This window comes from Paenibacillus sp. FSL R5-0517, assembly GCF_037974355.1.
Taxonomy (GTDB): Bacteria; Bacillota; Bacilli; order Paenibacillales; family Paenibacillaceae; genus Paenibacillus.
The window spans coordinates 2052954-2075462 of the sequence record NZ_CP150235.1 but is presented as its reverse complement, the minus strand read 5'-3'; the positions used below and the strand labels follow the sequence as shown (position 1 = coordinate 2075462).

The 22509-nt window shown below is 44.6% G+C and carries 23 protein-coding genes; 9 read left to right on the top strand and 14 right to left on the bottom strand.

Annotated features, from left to right (window positions below; all coding sequences use genetic code 11):
• The first annotated feature begins 17 nt into the window (after window positions 1-17).
• Window positions 18-1196 carry a YheC/YheD family protein gene (locus MKX40_RS09345; RefSeq protein WP_339240980.1) on the top strand — a complete coding sequence of 393 codons (1179 nt, stop codon included), beginning with the start codon at window positions 18-20 and terminating at the stop codon, window positions 1194-1196.
• Window positions 1197-1288: 92 nt separating this feature from the next.
• Here MKX40_RS09345 and MKX40_RS09340 read toward each other — a convergent pair whose 3' ends face one another.
• Window positions 1289-1975 (bottom strand): HAD hydrolase-like protein, encoded by a 687-nt coding sequence (locus MKX40_RS09340; protein WP_339240979.1) that lies wholly within the window; start codon window positions 1973-1975, stop codon window positions 1289-1291.
• Between the two features lie 294 nt (window positions 1976-2269).
• Here MKX40_RS09340 and MKX40_RS09335 point away from each other — a divergent pair, with 294 nt between their 5' ends.
• Complete coding sequence (locus tag MKX40_RS09335; RefSeq protein ID WP_339240977.1) at window positions 2270-3988, top strand: methyl-accepting chemotaxis protein; 1719 nt, start codon at window positions 2270-2272, stop codon at window positions 3986-3988.
• Window positions 3989-4134: 146 nt separating this feature from the next.
• On the opposite strand, the gene MKX40_RS09330 is transcribed toward MKX40_RS09335, so the two are convergent.
• The 3 genes from MKX40_RS09330 to MKX40_RS09320 all read right to left on the bottom strand — a co-directional run bounded on the left by MKX40_RS09330 (window position 4135) and on the right by MKX40_RS09320 (window position 6491).
• On the bottom strand, window positions 4135-4590 hold the full coding sequence (locus MKX40_RS09330) for a hypothetical protein (protein ID WP_339240974.1): 456 nt from the start codon (window positions 4588-4590) through the stop codon (window positions 4135-4137).
• An 80-nt stretch (window positions 4591-4670) separates the two neighbouring features.
• A complete protein-coding gene (locus tag MKX40_RS09325) occupies window positions 4671-5177 on the bottom strand; it encodes a hypothetical protein (RefSeq protein ID WP_339240972.1) in 507 nt (168 codons plus the stop codon).
• Between the two features lie 345 nt (window positions 5178-5522).
• Window positions 5523-6491, bottom strand: coding sequence for a Gfo/Idh/MocA family oxidoreductase (locus MKX40_RS09320; RefSeq protein WP_339240971.1), 969 nt, complete (start codon window positions 6489-6491; stop codon window positions 5523-5525).
• Between the two features lie 412 nt (window positions 6492-6903).
• On the opposite strand from MKX40_RS09320, the gene MKX40_RS09315 reads away from it, so the two are divergent.
• From MKX40_RS09315 to MKX40_RS09295, 5 genes are all read left to right on the top strand, one after another.
• On the top strand, window positions 6904-8535 hold the full coding sequence (locus tag MKX40_RS09315; RefSeq protein WP_339240970.1) for a thiamine pyrophosphate-binding protein: 1632 nt from the start codon (window positions 6904-6906) through the stop codon (window positions 8533-8535).
• A gap of 12 nt (window positions 8536-8547) precedes the next feature.
• Window positions 8548-8916: a carboxymuconolactone decarboxylase family protein gene (locus tag MKX40_RS09310; RefSeq protein WP_278295971.1), complete on the top strand. Its 369-nt coding sequence runs from the start codon at window positions 8548-8550 to the stop codon at window positions 8914-8916.
• 187 nt (window positions 8917-9103) lie between these two features.
• Window positions 9104-9454 carry a hypothetical protein gene (locus MKX40_RS09305; RefSeq protein ID WP_339240969.1) on the top strand — a complete coding sequence of 117 codons (351 nt, stop codon included), beginning with the start codon at window positions 9104-9106 and terminating at the stop codon, window positions 9452-9454.
• Window positions 9455-9508: 54 nt separating this feature from the next.
• A complete protein-coding gene (locus MKX40_RS09300; protein ID WP_339240968.1) occupies window positions 9509-10501 on the top strand; it encodes a 3-oxoacyl-[acyl-carrier-protein] synthase III C-terminal domain-containing protein in 993 nt (330 codons plus the stop codon).
• Between the two features lie 303 nt (window positions 10502-10804).
• Complete coding sequence (locus tag MKX40_RS09295; RefSeq protein WP_339240966.1) at window positions 10805-11863, top strand: hypothetical protein; 1059 nt, start codon at window positions 10805-10807, stop codon at window positions 11861-11863.
• Between the two features lie 140 nt (window positions 11864-12003).
• Here MKX40_RS09295 and MKX40_RS09290 read toward each other — a convergent pair whose 3' ends face one another.
• From MKX40_RS09290 to MKX40_RS09255, 8 genes are all read right to left on the bottom strand, one after another.
• The gene (locus MKX40_RS09290) at window positions 12004-12312 is read right to left on the bottom strand and encodes a hypothetical protein (protein WP_339240964.1); all 309 of its coding nucleotides are present in this window, start codon (window positions 12310-12312) and stop codon (window positions 12004-12006) included.
• A gap of 194 nt (window positions 12313-12506) precedes the next feature.
• A complete protein-coding gene (locus MKX40_RS09285; protein WP_278295975.1) occupies window positions 12507-13076 on the bottom strand; it encodes a manganese catalase family protein in 570 nt (189 codons plus the stop codon).
• Window positions 13077-13170: 94 nt separating this feature from the next.
• Window positions 13171-13446 (bottom strand): spore coat protein CotJB, encoded by a 276-nt coding sequence (locus MKX40_RS09280; protein ID WP_339240962.1) that lies wholly within the window; start codon window positions 13444-13446, stop codon window positions 13171-13173.
• Entirely contained in the window at window positions 13436-13675 is a 240-nt protein-coding gene (locus tag MKX40_RS09275) for a spore coat associated protein CotJA (RefSeq protein WP_091014608.1), read from the bottom strand. The genes MKX40_RS09280 and MKX40_RS09275 overlap by 11 nt, the downstream gene beginning before the upstream one ends.
• Before the next feature lie 167 nt (window positions 13676-13842).
• A complete protein-coding gene (locus MKX40_RS09270; protein ID WP_339240960.1) occupies window positions 13843-15198 on the bottom strand; it encodes a hemolysin family protein in 1356 nt (451 codons plus the stop codon).
• A 46-nt stretch (window positions 15199-15244) separates the two neighbouring features.
• Window positions 15245-16381: a radical SAM/CxCxxxxC motif protein YfkAB gene (gene yfkAB, locus MKX40_RS09265; protein ID WP_091014610.1), complete on the bottom strand. Its 1137-nt coding sequence runs from the start codon at window positions 16379-16381 to the stop codon at window positions 15245-15247.
• Between the two features lie 220 nt (window positions 16382-16601).
• Window positions 16602-17723, bottom strand: coding sequence for an HD-GYP domain-containing protein (locus MKX40_RS09260; protein ID WP_339240959.1), 1122 nt, complete (start codon window positions 17721-17723; stop codon window positions 16602-16604).
• 72 nt (window positions 17724-17795) lie between these two features.
• Window positions 17796-19226, bottom strand: coding sequence for a 5'-nucleotidase C-terminal domain-containing protein (locus MKX40_RS09255; RefSeq protein WP_339240958.1), 1431 nt, complete (start codon window positions 19224-19226; stop codon window positions 17796-17798).
• Window positions 19227-19346: 120 nt separating this feature from the next.
• Here MKX40_RS09255 and MKX40_RS09250 point away from each other — a divergent pair, with 120 nt between their 5' ends.
• On the top strand, window positions 19347-20090 hold the full coding sequence (locus MKX40_RS09250; protein ID WP_339240957.1) for a molybdenum cofactor biosynthesis protein MoaE: 744 nt from the start codon (window positions 19347-19349) through the stop codon (window positions 20088-20090).
• 125 nt (window positions 20091-20215) lie between these two features.
• Entirely contained in the window at window positions 20216-21265 is a 1050-nt protein-coding gene (locus tag MKX40_RS09245) for an HD-GYP domain-containing protein (protein ID WP_339240956.1), read from the top strand.
• A gap of 136 nt (window positions 21266-21401) precedes the next feature.
• On the opposite strand, the gene MKX40_RS09240 is transcribed toward MKX40_RS09245, so the two are convergent.
• The gene (locus tag MKX40_RS09240; RefSeq protein WP_017689533.1) at window positions 21402-21542 is read right to left on the bottom strand and encodes a hypothetical protein; all 141 of its coding nucleotides are present in this window, start codon (window positions 21540-21542) and stop codon (window positions 21402-21404) included.
• Between the two features lie 166 nt (window positions 21543-21708).
• On the bottom strand, window positions 21709-22419 hold the full coding sequence (locus tag MKX40_RS09235; protein ID WP_339240955.1) for a M23 family metallopeptidase: 711 nt from the start codon (window positions 22417-22419) through the stop codon (window positions 21709-21711).
• Window positions 22420-22509 lie beyond the last annotated feature (90 nt).

Genomic DNA, 22509 nt, shown 5'->3' with positions numbered 1-22509 from the left:
AAAGAAGGTGATTGCTTGTGTCCTCACCTGTTCTGGGCATTATGACGTTGTACTTAAATGAACATCGCGCTCTTGAAGAACGAAGCATCTATCGCAGAATGATTCTTGAAGGGCGCAAGCGGGGACTCGATATCTATGTGTTCACACCAGCCGACGTGCACCCTGGCGGCAAACAAATTGAAGCCATGGTTTATCATGAGGGAAAAGGCTGGTCCAGGGAATGGCGATCATTCCCGGACCTGATCTTCGATCGATGCCGGATACAGCGTAACCGCAGGTTTCAGCAACTGCTTGCTTTTCGCGAAAAGTATGGCCATCTGCTCTTTCTCAACAGACCTCTACGCAATAAATGGACCATCCACCAGACCCTGTTGCAAAAGTCCAACTTTCGAGAGCACCTGCCGGAAACCGCTCTATTTCAGGATATGTCCGATGTAAATCGGATGCTCAAAGTCTCTTCTCTGGTCTACCTCAAACCTATTAATGGAACAGGCGGACGTGGTATTCTGCGCATTGAACGCGGTAGTAGCGAGGCCAATACAGTGCTTGTTCAGGGGCGGGATCAGAAACGTCGTATCATCACTCCACGTAAAGTTCATTTATCACGATTAGGCTCGTTGCTCCAGCACTGGAATATGAAAGACAAGTATCTTGTACAAAAAGGCATTCAGCTTCAGCTTCCGAATGGACGTGTGCATGATTACCGCATGCTCGTTCAGAAGAACGGTGAAGGGCAATGGGAGCTTACAGGATGTGCCGGACGCATGGGTGCAGAAAAAAGTGTAACCTCCAATCTGCATGGCGGCGGTCAGGCAATCGCGATGAACCGACTCATGAAGCAATGGATCGATGATGACGACCTCCGAGCAGAGATTAACACAACTGCAGAGAAGTTTGGCATTGAAGTTGCTTCATTTCTGGAAGATACGTATGGGGACCTCTGTGAGTTGGCATTGGATTTGGCGATCGACAGGAGTGGACGCATCTACTTGCTTGAAGTGAATCCCAAACCGGCACGTGAAGTATTCGCTCGTATCGGTGAGCGGGATATCTATTATAAAGCCATCACTCAACCGCTGGAGTACGCCTTGTGGGTGTATCGCAATCAGCCCAGTCGCCCAGCCAAACCGATAAGAACCACCCGGCTTGCAAGCAACAGACCATCTGCATTGAAGAAAGCACGCAAAAAGAGATGATCCGTAGCAAAAATACAAGAGCGCCCAACCCGTAATTCAGCTCGGGTTGGGCGCTCTCATATGATGACTGACATTTTCAATTGAGGATTAGCTTATTCTGCTTCATCATACAGGCGCAACAATTCTGTAAAATCAGAGATGAGAACATCTGAGCCCGCAAGCTCCTCATCACGGCCGAAACCGGCGTAGGCACAACCGATGACCGCCTGACCGTTCATTTTACCAGCCTCCACATCAGAAGAACGATCCCCTACCATCCAGGCGTCCTGAATACGATGTTTCTCAAGCAGGATCTGCACCAGATTAATTTTGGAGGGAGTCTTGTACTGGCCAGCACTATATACCCCTTCAAAAAAAGGCATAATCTCGTGTGCAAATGCCACACCCTTCACATAGTCCTCTAGCCCATTACTTGCGACAAAAAGACGCACACCTTGTTGTTTCAGTGCTTGCAGCGTTTCTTTTACACCCGGATACAATTGGGAACTTCCTTGATCAAGCCCCTCAATTTCCAGTTGGAGCAGCAGTTCGTCTGCACGGCGATGTGCCGCTTCCGATGCATCAGGCATAACCACTTTCCATATATCTTCGAGCAACATGCCCAAGCTTCCCAGCATGCGTTCCTCGGGTGGAGTTTCTCCTTCAAAATGCCCTTCGGCACGCAATGTATCAAATAGTTGCTGGTAAGCCGGCAACAACAGGGTCTCCGTCTGGAATAGCGTACCATCCATGTCAAAAATCATCGCTTCCGGTTTGAGCAATACCTTCTCTTTAGTCATGTCCAATGTTCCTTTCGGATTGGGATATGTATATGTAATTGGAATCGTTCCCTTCCCATGATAAACATAACGTTTGCACGTGTAAACCAACGATTGTAAAACATCGTCACCCTCAAACCTTATACACAAATAACCAAACCTTATATTGTAGTTAAACAAACTATATACAAAAGAACTTTCTTTACGTATAATACTAAAAAATAGTGCTTTAGACACCTAATCTAAAGACCCATAATCATCACATTTCCAGTTTTTTCGACAACTACATATACCCCATAGAGAGGAATAACAAACATGAAAAAGCGTAAGACCTTCAAGATTTTTTATAAGATTGGATTAGGATATTTACTCGTGCTTGCTGTACTGGCTGGTTGCATCCTGCTGATTCAGAACAGCACAAGTCAGCTTCAACGGGAACTGGATTTTCTGGTCGATCACGATATGAGAGTACACGCGCTAACCTATGAGCTCGAAAGAAACATGGTGGATATGGAAACAGGCCAACGTGGTTACATCATCACCGGTCAGGACACTTACCTCGATCCCTACCTCCGAGGAAAAGAGCAGCTCATTACACTCCGAGACGAACTTGCTGCTTTGATTTCGGACAATCCGGATCAACTTGCACTTTTGGAAGACATACATACCAATATGGAGAACTGGGTCCAAGTCGCTGGAGAACCCGTGATTGCCCTTCGCCAAGCCAATAATACGCAAGCCATTCGAGATTTCTTCGCAGATGATCCAGGTAAAAGAGACATGGACCAGATTCGGACTGCCCTCGATACGTTTCGAACCAATGAACATACGTTAACCGAAAACCGTACAGAAGCGCTGAAGCAAAAAAATGCACTCCTGAACTTGGAACTATATGGGGCACTTGTCGTTGTGGCCATCATCTCGTTCATCACTGCATTGGTCCTCTCACGCGCCATTGTTAAGAACATCCGTACCGTGAAGCAGGCATTGAATGACATCGGTTCTTCCAATGGTGACCTCACACTGAGAATCGCTACGCCAATGAAAGACGAAACTCGTGAACTTGCAGAGGCAGCTAATACAATGCTCGCTGGTTTGCAGCAAATGATGTTGGATGTTCAGAGTAATGCCATGATTCTGAGTACAGCTTCGGATCGATTGGATAAAGGGGTTGCCGATAGCCATCTTGCTGGAAAAGAGGTTGCCACTGCGATGGAACGTGTCGCGGAAGGGGCTGATGAACAGGTTGCTCTTACGCAAACCATGGTAGCCGCGATGCAGCAATCCCTCACCGGGCTTAATCGTGTCGCCTCCTCGGCAAGTGACGTTGCAGAACGTGCTGTGCGTACCGAATCCATTGCCATGGATGGGCAACAGCGCATTGATAATGCAGTAGGCAAAATGAGTTCCATTGAACAATCCTTCCTCTCTGTACAGGAAGCCATTAATGAAATTTCGATGATGTCTGATCAGGTGATCAACATTGCAGACTCCATGTCGGGTATTGCGAGACAAACGAATCTGCTTGCACTTAACGCCGGAATTGAAGCAGCCCGTGCTGGGGAGAATGGACGTGGCTTCGCTGTCGTTGCCTCGGAAATCCGTAATCTTGCAGATCAAAGTGCAACATCCGCGAAAGAGATTACAAGTATATTGGAAACCGTGGTAGCAGGTGTTCAAAGTACGGCTCAGGTCGTTGATGAGAGTACTCTACATGTGAATGAAGGGTTGCGAACCATTGAGGATGCAGGTAATGCCTTTTCAACCATTACTCAGCATATTCACAACCTCAGTGGTGAAGTTCTGGAGGTATCTGCAGTTGTCGAGGAGTTAACTTCCGGAAGTGAGGACGTGATGAAGTCCATTAATGAAGTATCGGCCGTTGTGGAAGACACGGCTTCAGCCACGGAAGAAGTATCTGCAATGACGGAGGAACAACTTGCTTCTCTGCAGGAGATGTCTGACACGTCCAAGCAGTTGAATGAAATGTCTGATGCACTTGATCAGCTGGTTAAGCGATTCAAGCTTGCGTAAGCTTTTCTAGTAAGGTTAAGTCGAAAGAAAAGATGATTTCTGTATTTACAGAAATCATCTTTTCCATTCTATCTCAGATGTTCATAGAAACACCCTCAGAGTGAACGTTACTCAACTCTAAGGGTGTATTTGTACGAGACTACTGGTTATTTTTTATTTTGCAGAACAAGAAAATCATTAAGCTTGTTATTCGTGCCTGTATCTGCCGGCTTCGTAATCCACTCCGCCAACAACGCCTGTAAAGTTTCTACCTCTGACACAGTCAACTTATGTTGGTAGCGTGGGTAATCTCTAAAAAATCGTTCAAGATTCATAGAAACATTACTTATTAATGGCTGCTCATGGTAATAAGTTGTTCCTGTAGCTACTGCATTTAATTTGGAAGCTGCCGCTTGATACTGGTAGATCTCCTCCTCCAAACCCCGTTCAGCATTTTTTCGCAATTGATCCTGAATATTCTCCGCATACGTTGTGAAAGATTGATTCATTTTGTCCTGAAGTCGATCATACTGAGTGTTCGAATTCCAGAGCATATAGGTTACAGCCAAATTTGAGAGAATGAGTAGGATGATGATATAGAAAGGCCATTTTTTTGCCCCCATCTGCTTCACTCCCTTGAAAGTATATTATTTATATTGTAGTTGAGCGAAACTATCCACTTCTGAAAACTTATCTTGTTGATTTAAAGACAAAGACCTCCTATTGGAATAGAGACACTAGGCGAAACTGAGAAAACTTTCTCTTGGTGCCTATAGTATCCTAAAGTATTATAAAATGAGTTTAAGGTCCATTTACCACTTTCCCTAGGTTTTACAGTAAAACTAAGATACCCTCTTTCATCCCTGTAATTCATTGCAGGTGAAAACAAATTAAACTGAGCAGTGACGCCGCCAGGATGGTAACGTAATGTTGCATTATTCTCTGTATACTCACGCCAATCCATATTCAGTGGATTATAAGTATCGGTTTTATGAACGAAACTAGCTGTATTATTTAGAGGTGCTACATTGTTACTAAGGCCAATGGCCAAAATATCCTCTTTATTGTAATAAGCATTTTTAAGCCATTGGAATCTAACCGAAACCTGACCATTAGTATTGTAATAAGTCATATTTGTTTCAAGTCTTAGCCACGATGTTGTTGTAGTTTTACTGTCCCCAACACTCTGTATTGAAATTTTATTTTGCATTTCTTTAGCTATTTCATTTAAATAGGTGTACTAGTTTAAAATATTCGTCTTTATTAGATTTCATTCTTGGTTCCTTTGCCAGAAGTTTTTCTAAATCATTGTCAGTTAAATCACTAGCAAATTCAGTTGAAATCCCGTAACTTTGCACAATATGTTTTTCCTTTTCACTCCGATTGTCTTGATCTGCAAAAATCTGAGTGGGGCACATAAAAATAAACATAAAGATATTATTAGTTTTTTACCTTTTACCATAATATACCTCATTTGTAGTATATCTCGATTACCACAAACGAAGAAAAATTAAACATTTGAATTAGACTTAATTCCAAATAATATTAAATTTTGTCACGTTATTTCCGTGTTCCGTAACGCCTCAAGTACCAACTGCGCCTGATACCCATCGTTAAAATCATATATCTTGGCTGGTTGTCCTTGTATACGGGCAATGACATGTTTAAGTACAGGCAATTCACTCGCGGATTCCAGCACTTCCACTGGAGAAAGTGGCTGGCCCACCATGCCCGTCTTCAAATCTTCCCAATTTTCCAAGGCAATCGTGCCCTTCGTACCATACACCACCATGGATACTCGTTCTTCTCCCGCAAATTGAGACATGCCGTTTAGCTGAATTCGAGTCCCGTCTTCCAGTTCCAGTGCAGCCTGCACTTCAAGTTCACATTCTCCATTCTCAGGATATTGAACCTGAGTACTCACTACCCGGATGGCTCCGAACACCTTTTGAATCATATGAATCCAGTGAATCCCCACTTCAAGAATAAATCCACCCTGTTCCCGGCTCGTAATCCATGCATTCTGTTGCCATGATCGTGGCCACTGCGGGAATTGCAGAATGAGATCTATTTTGCGAATCGCCCCTACCGTACGCTGCTCGATCATCTCTTGCAACTTCAGCACGGAAGGTTCATGCGGCATTGAGAAATGGATGGCATGAATAACGCCCGCCTGCTCCGCTGCATCTAACATCACTTTGGCTTCTTCCACACTATTGGCAAGCGGTTTCTCACAGAACACATGAATTTTTCGCTCCAGTGCTTCCATGACAACCGGATAATGAAATTTCGGTGGAACTGCAATATACAACAGGTCAATCTGATGTTCATTTATCAATTGCTTGTAATCCGTATACGTTCGAACCTCGGGATGAGAAGCTGCAAAAGACGCCAGACCTTCCTCATTCGCATCACATACCGCAACAATTTCAATCGTGGTATCCATCTTCGTATTCTCGATTAGATGAACCATATGTAATCCCATTTTACCCAGACCAATCAGAGCCATCTTGATGACTGCCATTTTATCCCCTCCAAATTCCTTTCCAGTATAGCAGAAAGCAAAGAATTGCGAATGCGATGCGTTGATACGAAAAAGAAATAAAACGCTAGCTTACAAGTCGCTGGTTGTGCCTGAAATTCATCATGGTTAGTCATCTTTTTACATTATTTGTAACTAAACATAGATTGGGTAATTCCTTGCAGGGATATATAACCAGTTAATTTTACTTTATCCAGCAACACTTAAAGCGTTACCAACTTAAGAATCAGGAATTTAGACTCATAAAAACAAGTTGACAAAAAACCACAAAAAAAGATACTCTTCCTAATAACAATGAATATTTCCTCTTACAACCTTAGACATTGACTTGCATTCAACAAATGGAATATGCGTATGGTTCTATTAACCTATTTCATGAAGCGAGGTGTCCCGCGTGAGAACAGTTGCGGACTATTTGGCAGAAACTCTGCGTAATCTAGGCGTTACTCATGTCTTTGGTATTATTGGTAAGTCCATCTGTCCTGCTGTCCTGAAGATGGTGGATTACGGATTAGAATTCATTCCAGGCCGTCATGAATCCAGCTCAGGTTTTGCCGCATCCGGTTATGCATTACAGACGGGTAAACTCGGGGTTGCCTTTGCCACATCCGGTCCAGGCGGAACCAATCTGATTACTGCTGCAGCCCATGCAAAGGCCAACAATTTGCCCGTACTGTTTATTACGGGTCATCAATCCATTCAGGAACTGGGGCTACCCCAGTGTCAGGACTCCTCTTCCTATTTAGCTGATCTGGCCGAGATGTTCAAACCTGCCACACTTTTCAGCAAACTGGTTGAGCGTGGTGATCACTTCGGCACACTGCTGAATCATGCCCTTTCCATTGCACTCGGCCCTAATAAAGGCCCTGTTCATCTCTGCCTTCCTTTTGACGTACAGACCGAGCTATTACCTCAATGCCGGATTGTCATTCCCGAACCGGAACCTCTGCTTAGTGTATCTAATCTGAATCGTATTCTTCCTCTCATTCAACAATCTGACCGTCCCTTAATTATTGCTGGTAAAGGTGTAAGTCGCGCCAGAGCCCATGATGAATTGCTTCATCTGGCAGAATCGTTCAACATTCCCGTTATTACTACTCCTGGTGGAAAAGGAGCGATTGCGTGGGACCATCCCCTGTACCATGGACCTTGTGGTGTCGGTGGTTTCCCACATGCAGACGACATGCTGAACCAAAGTGACCTTTATATCGTACTTGGTTCACGTCTGAGTGACATGACCATCTGCAATCTGAAGCCTGATAACCACCCGGCACACCTCATACAATTTGACGCTGATCCTACATTTGTAGGCAAGATTCTGAGCGCTCAAACCTTACATATCACCGGTGATTTGAAGGACAATCTGCAATATTTACTGGGTACACTAGAAGACCTCCCTACTCCTGTGAGAACTACGCCACCCATGGATTACACTATCCCTTTACCAGATCTCCCCCAACTGTCTCTGGCTTCTGTGCTGGACGGGATGAGCGATCTGCTGCCGTACGATCATACACTGTTTGTCGATGATGGCAGCCATGGATTTCATGCGGTCCAGCGATATAAAGTCAAGAAACCAGGCAGCTTTGTGTTTGACGCATACTTTGCATGCATGGGTAACGCCATTGGTATGGCGATAGGCGCAAAGGCCGCCTCCCCTGAAGAGACTATCGTATGTATCACCGGAGATGGATGTTTCATGATGCTGGGGACAGAGATCAATACCGCGGTATGCAACAATCTGAATGTCATTTTCATTGTTGTTAATAACAAACAACTGGACATGGCACTCAAAGGAATGGAAAAAACAACGGGCAGAATTGATGGCACAGTATATGAAGTTCCTATGGATGCAGCCAAATTTGCCGAATCTCTAGGTGCGGTTGCGTTTCGAGCAGAGACCCTTGCTGAGTTCTCATCTGCATTAAACACAGCCCAGACGTTGAATCGGGTATCTGTTATAGAACTTTTGACCGATCGGGATGAAATTCCACCCACGGCTCACCGCACCGTAACTTTGAATTAGGAGGAGCATATCATGAGTGAACATGTAGCTCAGGGACTCGACCGTTTTGCTAAACTTTCTGGGGAGTACGGTGCAAAAGCCCTTGCCCCTATCAAAGAACATTTTCCCGAGTTATCTGAATTTATTATGGGGACGGCATACGGAGATATTTTTCAGCGCACCACGATTACGGATCAATGGAAGGAAGTTGCTATTATCTCTTCATTGATTACCCAAGGGCAGTATGAACAATTGGGAGTACACTACACAATGGCTCTTAGTGTGGGAGTGACGGTGGATCAGATCAAGGGAATATTGCTACATCTGGCACCATGTGTGGGGGCCCCGCGCATTATTAGCGCATTTAATATTTTGCTTGCTACCTTGGACGAAATACAGTAATTCACTTTTCTACATTTTTATACATGATTCGACTTTTTTATTGATCTTTTTACATTCCTACCTTTATAATATGGTTAAATTATCCTTCAAATCAGCTCTCATCTTAGAAGCTTTCAGCAGGGTCCAATTGGAGCTGTATATCCATTAGCAGGATAGCCTTAACTCATTTAAAGGAGAGAGATCAAGCATGGGAAATTTCATTCTTAAGACTGACGTTCCGAACAAGGTGTTAAACATTGAACTGGAGGGTTCTTTCTCTCAAGAAGACGGTTTGCGTTCCATCTCGGCCTATCAGGATACGATCGCTCCTATTAACACCAAGGAGTTCGACCTGAACATCGATTGCAAAAAGTTGAATGTTACTGCTCCGGAGATTGTTCCTCTTTTGGAAGGCTGCCTTCAAATGTTCAAAAAAGATGGATATAAAAAAGTCGTGTTGACCCTCGAGAACAACGCGATTCTAAAAATGCAATTGTCCCGACTTGGTCGGTCTGTTGGCCTGGACAATCTCGAAATCATATCTACCGTTACCACTTAATAAACCAGGCGGACAAGCTGTGAGTTCACCCTTCCGCTCAAGAGGAGAATGAAGATGGCCGGAATTCGTATTGTAGATATCGATATCTATCACCCAACAACCAAGGTGCACAATGATTTTTATATTGAACATTTTGATGCAAGAGGTGTAGATATTCGTGGATTGTTAAAGGCACTTGGTCGTGATACACGTTATAAAATTGACAACGATGACGAAAATTCGCTAAGCATGGCCTTCGAGGCAGCCAGTAATCTACTGGAAAAAACCGGACTCACCGGTGCAGATATTGATCTGATTGCTTATGCAAGCCAAACGCCAGAATACATCTTTCCTACGAATTCCCTGATGATTCATCGCCTGATTAACGGAGCTTCTCACACGATCTGTATCGACAGTAACGCGAACTGTGCAGGCATGACTGCTGCTTTCGAACAGGTTAGCCGGCAGATGCTGGGCAATCCTCGGATTCGCCGGGCTTTAATCATTGGCTCGGATTACGTAGCTCCTCACGCCAGTCCCGATGATCCCGTGTACTTTGCCAATTTCGGTGATGCAGCAGCGGCGGTAATTATAGAGCGGGATGAACATGCTGTCGGTTTCATTGATTCCATCTATCAGACGGATACCTGTGTGTATGGCAATTCTCTTTTTCCTGCAGAGGGCTTGGCGAAGCTGGGCAAAACAGGTGTAGATGCGGGTGCCTTTCATGTGAAATTTATCCCTTTTGATGATTCCATCTGTGTGGATGCCGCTTCAGAGTCCATTCGTACCTTGCTGGCACGCAACGAGATTGGACCAGACGAGATCAGAGCCGCCTGCTTCTCCCAGCTATCCATTAGCAACATTCGGGCAGTATCCGAGAACGTTGGCATCGGTGATGATATTGCTGTCTATATCGGAGATGAGTTCGGATATACATCAACCAGCAGTCCGTTCATTGCATTGCATCGAGCGGTTACAACCGGGCAGATTCAGCGTGGTGACAAAGTGTTGTTCTGGACCGTTGGAGCCGGGTGGCAAAATGTTGCCATGGTGGTTGAATACTAGGTATACACTTCAAAATTTAATAAAACCATCTCTGGTACCACTACTAGAGATGGTTTTTTTGTTTCTCCATTTTCTTACCTATAACGTTCATTTGAGATTTATTACCTTTTACTGTGAAAATAGTCACTTACATATTATTACATAAAAACTATCATATAGAAGTAATTAAAATCCATAAAAGGAGATGTTTATGTTCAAGCACGATCTATATCTACCATTATCCTGAGTTGCTGCATTAAACGTAGTCAAAATTCATTGGTAATTATTCTACACACATTCCATTTGAGAGAGGGAGTTTTGAGTTTGAAGATAAGAAAATCGCTAACTTCATTATTATCCTTAGCTTTGTTATTAACTCCATTCAATCTTGTATTCGCAGATGGTAATATGGACACGATCACCATGAACAACGAGCTTATAAAAAGGATCGAAGTCAACATCGATTCATCAATCACAGGAAATGAGCGAGAAGTGATTGCTGACGTGATGGCCCGGCTCGACGAAGAAGATCGAGAAAATGTCATCTATGTCGCAGAAGATGGTGCTATTTACTCTAACAAGATGGAACTCAAAGAAACGACAGAAGTATATGATCTGGTTGAGAACAATGTCTATCAAAGTGCATCCGGAAAAGAACTTGTTGGTCCCGGAGTATCCACGGATTTTTCAGCATCTGCTATTAAAGATGATACCCAAATTTCGCCCGCTGCCGAAGTACCTAATTCAAGCGGAGGTTCCGGTCCTTATCGAAGAGTTTTCTCAAATAATGGATACAACTGGTTAAGTACTTATGTTACCATCCCAGGTGCCCCATACGTAAAAGGAAATGTTTCAACGGATGTTCCTTATGTATATCTGGGAGGTTGGGGATCTAACGGAAATGGGATCGATGCCGGTTTACAATACAGCACAGCCTTTGATAATTGGTCCCCCACGACGCTAGCAAATGGAGCGATGGTTCCCAGTACTACTCGCTATCGTTCAAATCAGGACATTTATATGAAATTTTATGTGACCAATCCCAATGAATGTACGTTGGCAGTATCAGGAATCACAACGACTGGCGAACAATTGACAACAACGATTGTAAGAAGCGGGGTAAGTGGCTGGGATAAAAGCGGTATAGGGATGAGAGTAAAACGAATGACCACTATCGGTCAAAAACCCGAGAACATGAACACAGGTTCATCGATTAAAAATGTGCGCTGGCATGATATCACTGTAGGCTACTATTCTGGTAGCAATCTGATATATAGCAGTTGGGGCAGTGGACAAACCGGAGGATATCACTCTGTGCCATCCGATAAAGTAAGTGTCAATTATGTAAGCCCTGGTGAAGAAACCGTCAGCATACAACTGTAGTATCTATTAAACTGAAAAAGATGCTCTAAATGAAAGTAGCAGTTCCAAGATTATTCAATCTTGAGAACTGCTACTTTTGAAATTTTTACAAAAGCGTTGTTATAGGAATCTTAAAACGAAGTTTAATCTACCATTTCTGATTATCTGTAAACGGTCCCTTCGAATCTTGCAGCAACAATTCCATCCACCGTATGATAACTAACCAACACCAAGGTGCCTACATAACCGTCTGGCGTTTTATAGTCCGTAAGATATTTTGGTACTCCAAAACCTACAGGATAATAATGCACTACAGAAAAAGTTTTACTTTCAAGCATAGGAGATACTACGTCTGATACACTTGTACTGGTAATCGGTTGAACATTTGCCGCAGACACGCCTCCACTTGAAATGGAAGTGGTCAAAATAAAGGAACATGCAGTCAACATAAGAACTTTACTAAGTCTCAAAATGATCATCTCCTTAATAGAATTTTCAACTTCAATTTCATTGTATAATATGCGAGTGTATTTTACAACAATATTTGTAAATTATATAATTATATGTAATTTAATTTTAAAAATGATTTATTTAATTTTATTATCTTTTCATACAAAAAAGCAGCCCTACTGGACTGCCAGACTTCTGCCTCGATATTAAATATTCAGAAAATTTTCTTTGTGTCCCGATCGTCTTTCAAAATCTCCACGGCTTCCCGGAACCTTAACGAATGCACGATTTCCCGTTCCCGAAGAAACTTCAGACTATCCTGCAGATCCACGTCATCGGTCAGATCGATTAACCATTGATATGTAGCCCGGGCTTTCTCTTCTGCTGCAATATCCTCATACAAATCCGCGATCGGATCTCCCTTCGAAGCAATGTATGCTGCAGTAAAAGGTACACCTGAGGAATTCGTGTAAAATAAAGCAGAATCACGCTGAGCATAATTAGGTGCAAGTCCCGCTTCTTCCAGTTGCTCCACTGACGCGTCCTTTGTTAACTTGTAAATCATGGTGGCAATCATCTCAAGGTGAGCAAATTCCTCTGTGCCTATGTCGTTCAGCAGCCCGATTATTTTGTCCGGAATGGTATACCGCTGGTTCAAGTACCGCAGAGCTGCTGCCAGCTCACCGTCCGCTCCTCCATATTGTTCAGCCAGCAATTTTGCCATATGAGGATCACATTTACTAACCCGAACAGGATACTGCAATTTTTTCTCATACACCCACATGCAGAGCCCTCCTTTTTGAATAAAATCGAAATTGCTGGCATGTTCCCCGAGTCCCCGGCTTTACAAATTTGCACGGAAACCCGAGGGGATTATTTCACACCTGCCATGGCCACGGTGTCTGAGACCACTCCCAAGGATATTTGGAGAATGCATGACCAAAGTTCATCAGCGGTCCATACAATTGTTGAAATTCATGTGCAACTCTCATGCGCTCCTGACTGAATTTGTTGTACTGTTCAATACTCTGAAAATCACCCGGATGGATGTCCAGATACAGATTCAGCTCAACTAATACAAAGTCCAGTGCCTGGAGCTCCTCTAACAGCTCGTAGTACCTTGCATCACAGGCTTTGGGTACTTCAGGCTCCATCCGACTCCACCTTCCTCCCTTTCGATCTCGCTGGTGTATAAGGGCTGTATAATGCAGGCCACAACGTTCCGATTCTTAAGGCTTCTGCCGGGCTGTACTGAGGCCAGCCCATAGGTTGAAATGGAATGAATAATTGCGGAGGAACCAGATACGTTCGAATCTTTACGGGTGGACAAGGATCAAACGGTCCCACAAATGGGACATAGGCTCGAAGCTGTGGATCTTTCACAGAATAACTCTCCTTTCTGCATGTTTATATGCACTCAACGTACCTTTAAAACAATTGCTTCCGTCTCTATATCCATATGTTTCAGGTCTGCAAGTTAATCCCCTTTTAACTGACACATCAAAAAAACCTCTGAAAGTCCACCATAAGGCGTTCCTTCAGAGGTCAATTTAGTGTGTTGACTGATCTTCTTCCGTATTCATGTCTTGTGGGACAGATTGCTTATACACTCGAACCCGGGTGATTCGTAAGCGAGTGGCTTCTTCCACTTCAAAAACGTACCCATTAAGCTCCTGCATTTTCCCCTTGGCCGGACTGCCTCCAAGCTCTTTAAACAGCCATCCACCAATCGTATCTACTTCCTCATCCTCAATGATGGCCCCAGTCCACTTATGAACTTCTTCAATAAGCGATCGACCATCAATGGAAAATGAATCGCCGGTGCGTTCCATATGCGGACGCTCATCCTCAAACTCGTCATACAAGTCTCCAACGATCTCTTCCAGAATCTCTTCCGCAGTCAGCAATCCAGCTGTGCCCCCATACTCATCCACGACCAGGGTCATCTGAGAATGTTTCTTCTGCATCATCCGCAATACCTGGCTAATCTCCATGGATTCGGGAACGTTCAAGATGGGACGGACAAGCGAAGCCAGATCACGTTGCTGCTCCGGGTCAGCCAGCAGCAGGTCTGTGATATGGATAAACCCTATAATCTCATCCTTGTCTTCTACTGCCACAGGATACCGGGAATGTTTGGTTGCATTAATAATCTCCAGATTTTCCTCCAAAGACATGTGGGTATACAAACAATCCATATCCGTACGAGGCAGCATGACTTCACGTGCCAGCATATCGGAGAAGTCAAAGATGTTATCCATCAGTTTGATCTCATCCTTATCAATGACCCCACTTTTGGCACTCTGCTTCATCAGTATACGAAGCTCATCTTCTGAGTGAGCTTCTCCTTCACTGGCAGGTTCGATACCTGCCAGACGCAGCAATGCATTGGCCGATACATTCAGTACCCAGATGAACGGAAAGAAAATTTTGTAGAACAACAGCAAAGGTGCAGATAAGAACAATGCCACACCGTCTGTTTTTTGAATCGCAAGTGATTTAGGGGCGAGCTCACCCAGAACAATATGCAGAAATGTAATGATACAAAAACCAATAATGACCGACACGGTCGAAATAAGTCCTGCATCTCCTACACCAAGTTTAAACATGAGTGGCTCAACGAGCAATTCCGAAATGGCCGGTTCTCCCAGCCACCCAAGTCCGAGCGATGTCAGCGTAATCCCGAACTGAGTCGCCGATAGATAGGAATCCAGTTTACTATTCACCTTCAATGCGTAACCAGCCATACGGTTTCCTTCACTCTGTAATTGAGTTAAGCGTGTCTGCCTTACTTTCACAAGCGAAAATTCTGCTGCAACAAATACGCCATTCAAAAATACGAGCAAAAAGACACAGACCAGATTAAATACTAGCTGCCCAAGATGAAACTCGGTATGAATATCCAAGTTGAAACTCCCCTTTTCTATCTATTTCAGGAATACACCTGGAATATCAACGTGTGATGGCCTTTCTGGATTTGAAATCCACACCTTTGTAATACATATCCGCTACGAGCAGGTTTGGCCCGCAACAGGATGCGATATCACAATGGCAGTTAACCGTCTGATTGAGCGGATGTTCCGCTGACCACTCATGGAACACCTCATCCAGCTTACGATCACGAATGTTGCCAAACGCCGGGATATCCGCAAAATCCGTCACATACACATTGCCTGTAAACATGTTGACGTTCACACGGTTGCGTCCGTCCGGATCGTTACGTACCGTCACATTTGGCTCGCTGTACAGTCGGTTAATCAATTCCCGATCCTGCTCAGCTGCACTGCATGCGAAGAATGGCAATGTCCCGAAGAGCATCCACATATCCTTGTCACGCACATCAAGCAAACGATGAATCGCCGCTCTCATATGATCCAGTGATAACACGGGCAGCGACGAAGCAAAGTTCGAGTTATACATCGGATGCACTTCATGGCGAACACAGCCCATCTCACGAATCAATTGATGAATACCATCCAGCTTGTCATGCGTACGGAAGTTGATCATTGACTCCGCAGAGATAAACATGCCTGCTTCACTCAGTTTGCGGGAATTCTCAATCATTTTCTCATACATCTTCACCGCTACTTCACGTTTTACAGGTCTGCCACTATTTGCAAATCCGACTTGATGGAAATCGTCAGCATTCAGATAGTTGAATGAGATATGCATAACGTCCAGATACGGTAAAAGCTGCTCATACCGACTGATATCCAATGTCAAATTCGAATTAATCTGGGAACGAATTCCACGTTCCTTGGCATATTTGAGCAGTGGGATGATCATTTCATCCACTGTTTTCTGGCTAAAGCTTGGCTCGCCACCCGTCAGACTAATCGTCTGCAGATGCTCCACTTCATCCAATCGTTTCAGCATCAGAGGAAGCGGTAGAGCCGGTGCTTCGCGCATCGTAAGCATATCTCCCACAGCACAATGCTCACACCTCATATTACACAAATGTGTCACAGTCATTTCTACACTGGTCAGCACATGGCGTCCATATGTACGCAGAGAGCCGATCGGATCCCACGGATCATTGGTCGGCGATAAAGGCATCGGTTGTACCGATCCTGAGTTTAGCATGGTCATTGTTCTTCACCTTATTCCTTTTATTAACCTAAAAAGTTTTATTTACATCATACCTTGTGTTTCTCTTTTTGGAGTTATCTTTTATCATAGCACAATTTTGAATGCTCCGGCATACGTAGACCCTGTCCATTACATGACAAAAAACGCTCAGGCAACTCTGGACCGAATCACGAAACGGCCCCGATATTACGACATGAGCGCTAATCATCTTTCTAGTTGTTCAGCTTTGCACCTGTTCACTTTGGGCCGCAGATGGTATATCCTCCACACCCTCTACACCTGTGATCATCACAGACAGAGCTGTCAGCAGGTTAATTTCGTAAGGCGAAGATAAAGTCTGGCCGTCCGCATCTTTTAGAACACGGATCAGCGGACGTTGGGGAACACGTGAATGAATGGATGCAACTACCCCAACCTCTCCCGTACTGAGCTTAACTGAAAGACCTACTGGGTATATGGCTACACAATCCCTGAACTTCTCCAGCATCCGTTGTTCGTACAGGGTCCCTGAACCAGTGTACAAAACCTCGACAGCCTGATGCGGCAATAAGGCTTGCTTGTACACCCGATTCGTCGTCATGGCATCATAGGAATCAGCAAGCGCAATCCACTTGGCATATTCGTGAATTTCTTTGTCTTTCAACCCAAATGGATATCCGCTACCATCAATTCGTTCATGGTGCTGCAATGCACAATGCGCAGATAGAAGCGGTATGCCTGGTTCATCTTTGAGAATACGGTGTCCATATGTAGTGTGCTGCTGAATGATTTTAAATTCCTCGTCACTCAATCTGGAGGGTTTGTGCAGGATCTCAGGTGCAATCTGTGTCTTGCCGATATCATGCAACAAGGCGCCCAGACCAATCTCCATTAATTGCTGGCGTGTGTAACCCGAAGCGACACCAAGAACCAACGTGTACACACATACATTCAGAGAATGGTTATACAGGTCAAAATCACTGGAATTCATGTCCATCAGCATAATCATGGCTTCCTTCTGACTGCCGATGTCTTCCAGAATGGCATTCATCACACCACTAAGCGCTTTACCGAAATGAGGAATCTGATTTTTGGTTTTTAGTCCTGACATACTCTGAAATTGCTGCTTGATCTCTACCAATGCCTTCCTCTTGGTCTCTTCCTGCAACATATCAGGAACGATGATATCCTCAGTCGCAGCATCTTTGATATACACATAACCAACCCCGAGATCTTTGAGCCGCCCAATCAATCGACTGGTTAGCTCTACATCCTCACTAAGTAATACCAGGCCTTCTTCACTATAAATTCGTTTCCCCAGCTTCATGCCAGGCTGCAATAGGTTTATATGTACTAAACGCACAGCCTATCCTCTCCCGCTCCGTAGATGTAATTACCACTAGCCGCCGCTTCAGCAGAAGGCAAGTCCTTTAATTTAGCTTTGATGCCAACGGGCTCGCAGGCTGTCGTCCAGAGCCCCTGGTCGTTTAATTTCCGTTTCCAGCAGATCGCGTATGAATTCGGGAAGATGATAGAGCGTACGGGTTCCATGAGCCAGAGGAGGATACCCGACATTGAACGTAAACATGTCCAGTGTTCCAACGATATACTCACACTGTTCGTCCATAGGCTCCCCATTAATGGATATGGTCTGGATCTTCTCATAGGCAGGCGCATGCGGATTGTATTGAACTTCCATTCCATCCATACATAACGTACCTAGAATTTGACCACGAAAACCAAAGCCGACAATAGGCTTACCTGAAAATTCGTCCAGCAAGGACTGTTCAAGTGCTTCACGAATATGACTTCCACTCAAGCATATTGTACAAGCATTTATAGGAGATGGACATAGGGAATGCAACATTCCTTTTGTAATATTACCTTGTGGAAGATCTCCGAGAAGCTGACCTGCATTCACCAACGATAGCTGTGCCCCCGTGAAATGACGAACAGCTTGTGCAAGCAATGTTGCTAGCGGCGATTCCCGGTCATACGCGATGGGCAGTACCCGGTCTGTTATCACTGCCGTCTGATTAAGTGCCCTTTCGGCTTCCGCACGATCCGTAGCGATTGCCAGCGCGACCTGATCATCCAGTAATATACTCTTGGCAGCCATACAACCGCTACTTACCAGTTGAAGAGGTTCTCCCCCGCTTGTTCGTTCCAGAACCACTTTCCCAAGCCATTGTCCAAATTTCCCAGCTGCGCCCAGCACGGTCTGGCCTATGACTAATGGTTCTTCTAGAACATGATGGGTATGTCCACCGAGAATAACATCAATTCCAGTGATCTGCTCCGCCAGTCTCCGATCTGTGGAAAGTCCCAGATGTGAAAGAATAACCACCACATCCACTTCATCACGTAACGATTCTACTTGAGCACTTAGTGACTCCAGAGGGTCCAGAACATCCCACCCAAGAAGTTCGTAAAACGTGGTGAAAGGCGCAGTTGCCCCCAGCAGACCAATGCGAAATGGACCTTTCTCCACAATCAGAGAAGGCTTCATCCAGACTGGCGGAAGGCCAGTGTCTTGCTCCACAACATTACCGCATACCACAGGACACAGAAGGCCAGCGTAGGACTGCGCGAGCTGATCTGGCGTAAACGTGAGTCCTTCGTTGTTACCGATTGTAATGGCATCGTAGCCCGTCAGGTTAATAACATCAACATTAGCCGTACCCAGTGTTCCCTCTGTTTCAACGGCCATCCGGTCCATATGATCACCGATATCCAATACAAGAAGGTTGCCACCTTGGTCCCGTTCCTCATTGATCATAGCGGCGATGGTGCTCATGGAGCCAAAGTGGCTATGAATGTCATTGGTGTGTAGAATCGTTAACGTTTGCTTCTCCCTGGTGCTCATCACACCGCCTCCCCTGCTCTTGAATAAACGTTCATTCTTCTAATGGATAAGCATAACATTTTCCACGTCGTTATGATATATTTAAAGGGTTTAAAGACCAAAAAGAGGTGGACCATATCCATGAAATTGACAATTCAACTATTTGCAGGCATTGCTGAACGCTTAAATACATCCCTTCTGGAGTTTGAATATATTGAAGGCATTCCAACCGCTGCCGAGATAAAAGAAAAACTGAGTCTGGCTTACCCTGAGGCAGCTTCTCAGATAAGGTCATCCTTTTTGGCCGTTAACCAACAGTACGCTCCTGCCGATACTATAATTAGATCAGAAGACGAACTTGCCTTAATACCTCCAGTCTCGGGAGGCGATGGTACGGATATATCCAATGAGCATCAATCTACTTTTCCTGAGCATCGGACGGAAGATGGCTTATTCCTGATTACAGAGTCCACCTTGTCTGTAGAAGCAACAACGGCGCTAGTGATTACCCCGAATCACGGGGCAGCTCTTACTTTTGTAGGTACGACTCGTGAAATGACTGGTGAACAGCGCACCGTCCATCTGGAGTATGAGGCCTATGTGCCAATGGCCCTTTCTCAGATGGCGGCTATTGGTGTGGAAATCTCCGATCGATGGCCTGGTGTGTTGTGTGCAATCAGTCACCGCATTGGCAAAGTGGATGTGGCAGAGATTAGTGTAGTCATTGCCGTATCCTCACCTCATCGCAACGATTGCTATGATGCAAGCCGCTACGCCATAGAGAGACTCAAACAGACCGTTCCGATCTGGAAAAAGGAAATCTGGGAAGATGGATCGGAATGGAAGGGTCATCAATTAGGACCATGGAACCCCATGGAGAACTAAACAATGAGCCTTTACACCTTTTTAGACAGAGTGGGTTAATAGTAAATAAGTCGTTGTCAACCCATTTTTTTCTTGTTATTATAATGATATATGTCGATATTAGTCGAGGAAAAGGTGGTTTATACGTGAGAGTGCATGTTACTGATCTCAAACCTGGCGACCTGTTAAAAAATGATGTATACAACAGTTCGGGTCTCCACATCCTGATGAAAGGTTCCACCCTCAGTGAAGATGACCTGTCCAAGCTGCTGCAACATGGAATCGATTACGCAGATGTAGAACATACCACATCCGACCTACACTCTGATGCACAAACCTTACCTTCCGATCAAACCCGTCTGTTAACTAATCTGTTTAACGATACGATCAAAGGTACTGAGTCTCTATTTCAACAAGCGATGGAGAAGGGTTTTATTGATGAGACACAAGTCGATGAGATTTTGATTACCCTAACGGGACAGTTGGAAAAACAGAAAGATGTTGTCTCCTTGTTGCTTATGCTGGACGGGGATAGCGATTATACGTATAACCATTCATTGCAAGTCGGAATGCTCGCTTTTTATATCGCCGGCTGGATGGGTTATAACCCCGAGGAATGTCTAACGGTAGCCAAAGCAGGATATCTTCATGATATTGGCAAGTCCAAGATTCCTTCTGAAATGTTACATAAACCTGGTAAATTGACCACGGAAGAATTTGACGAAATGAAGAAACACACATTCTATGGGTACGATATCATTAAAGAATCCACGCAGGATGAAATTCTGGCAACGGTTGCTCTTCAGCATCATGAGCGCGAGGATGGAAGTGGTTATCCCCATGGACTGCGAGGGGACGAGATCCACCCATATTCCCGTATAACGGCTGTAGCGGACGTTTACAGCGCCATGACGACCAATCGGGTGTATCAAACCAAACAGGAACTAATCTCTGTTCTGTGTGAACTGTACAGTCTCAGTTTCGGTCAGTTAAATGGTGAAGCCACGCAGGAACTGATCAAGCACATGTTGCCTAATTTTATCGGTAAACGGGTTCTGCTCTCCACGGGTCAGACGGGACTAATTGTGATGAATAATCCTGCAGATTACTTCCGCCCACTCGTTCAGACCTCTACTGCCTTTATTGATTTAGCGAAAGAAAGAGATATTGCTATCGTTGAGATCTATGTACAGTAACTGTTCATTGTACAAACATGCATACGAAGAACCAAAAAGTAGCTTAGATAGGCATAGCAAACTTAATAAGTTGATTATGACCAAAGGGAAGCCTTAATCGGCTTCCCTTTGTGTATTTCTATTCGATCATATTGGATTACACGCAGAATGCTTTTGTGATGATAACCAACAGAATGAACAGTACCAGGATTGCACCCGTGTTAGTGAACATATTGTATCCACCAACGCCACCTACTCCGCCTACGTTGCCTCCACAGCCATATCCTACTTCGCTCATGTGATTGCCTCCTCTTCATCAGGTATACCCTAACATATGACGTTTATCGACCTAATGAACCGGGCGAAGTGGCAACATTCCACAATTGGTTGTCTGCCTGGTTCTGCCCCGAGGATTCGAACTATTCATAAAAATAAATCCTGTCGTTCCGAATGATCTATATATTCTAATCCGAATGAACCTGGACGCCTTTTTCCTTACGGTGCATGATAACAAGTAATCTCCAAAATTCATAACTGCCTTTGTCGTTCATAATAAACGGACGATAATAATCATAAGCTTGTTGCGCCCATGTGGGACAATCCATATTGGAAAGTTGCTTTTGTTGCTGAATCCATTCCCCTTGAATCTCCAGCGTCTTCTGCATGTCTTCAAATATTCTCTTCTGCTCAGCGGTCATCGGCGGAGCCTCCTGTTCCTGAGTCGCAGTTCCGTATTCGGCCGCCAGATATGCAGCGGGTTCCGTCACACCATCTTCACTGGCTGTATACCCGTAAGAAGGTGCACTTGTTTTACGAATCTCATAATGTACATGCGGACCAGTACTCTGACCCGTGCTTCCCTGATTACCGATCAGCTGGCCTCGTTTCACCAACTGTCCAACTGTTACGGCAATGCGAGAAAGGTGACCATAACAATGCAAGTAGCCTCGATGATCTTGAAGGGCAACTGTAAGCCCATAACCGCCGAATCCGGAGCCTGTAACTCCTTCGGAAGCAAAACGTACCCTGCCTTCCATAAAGGCATAGACAGGGCCATTCCACGGCTCTGTTACGAGATCAATTCCGCGGTGAAATGTTTGTCCACCATGAATGGGATGAATGCGATAGCCGAATGAACTTGTAATCCGATATCCCTCGAAAGGGTTAACGCTCATACACTCACATCCTTTTCTATCATTTAATGCTTAAATCTATGAAATGGCTTGTGCTATTGATCTTATTTTATTACAAAAAAGCACTGCTCA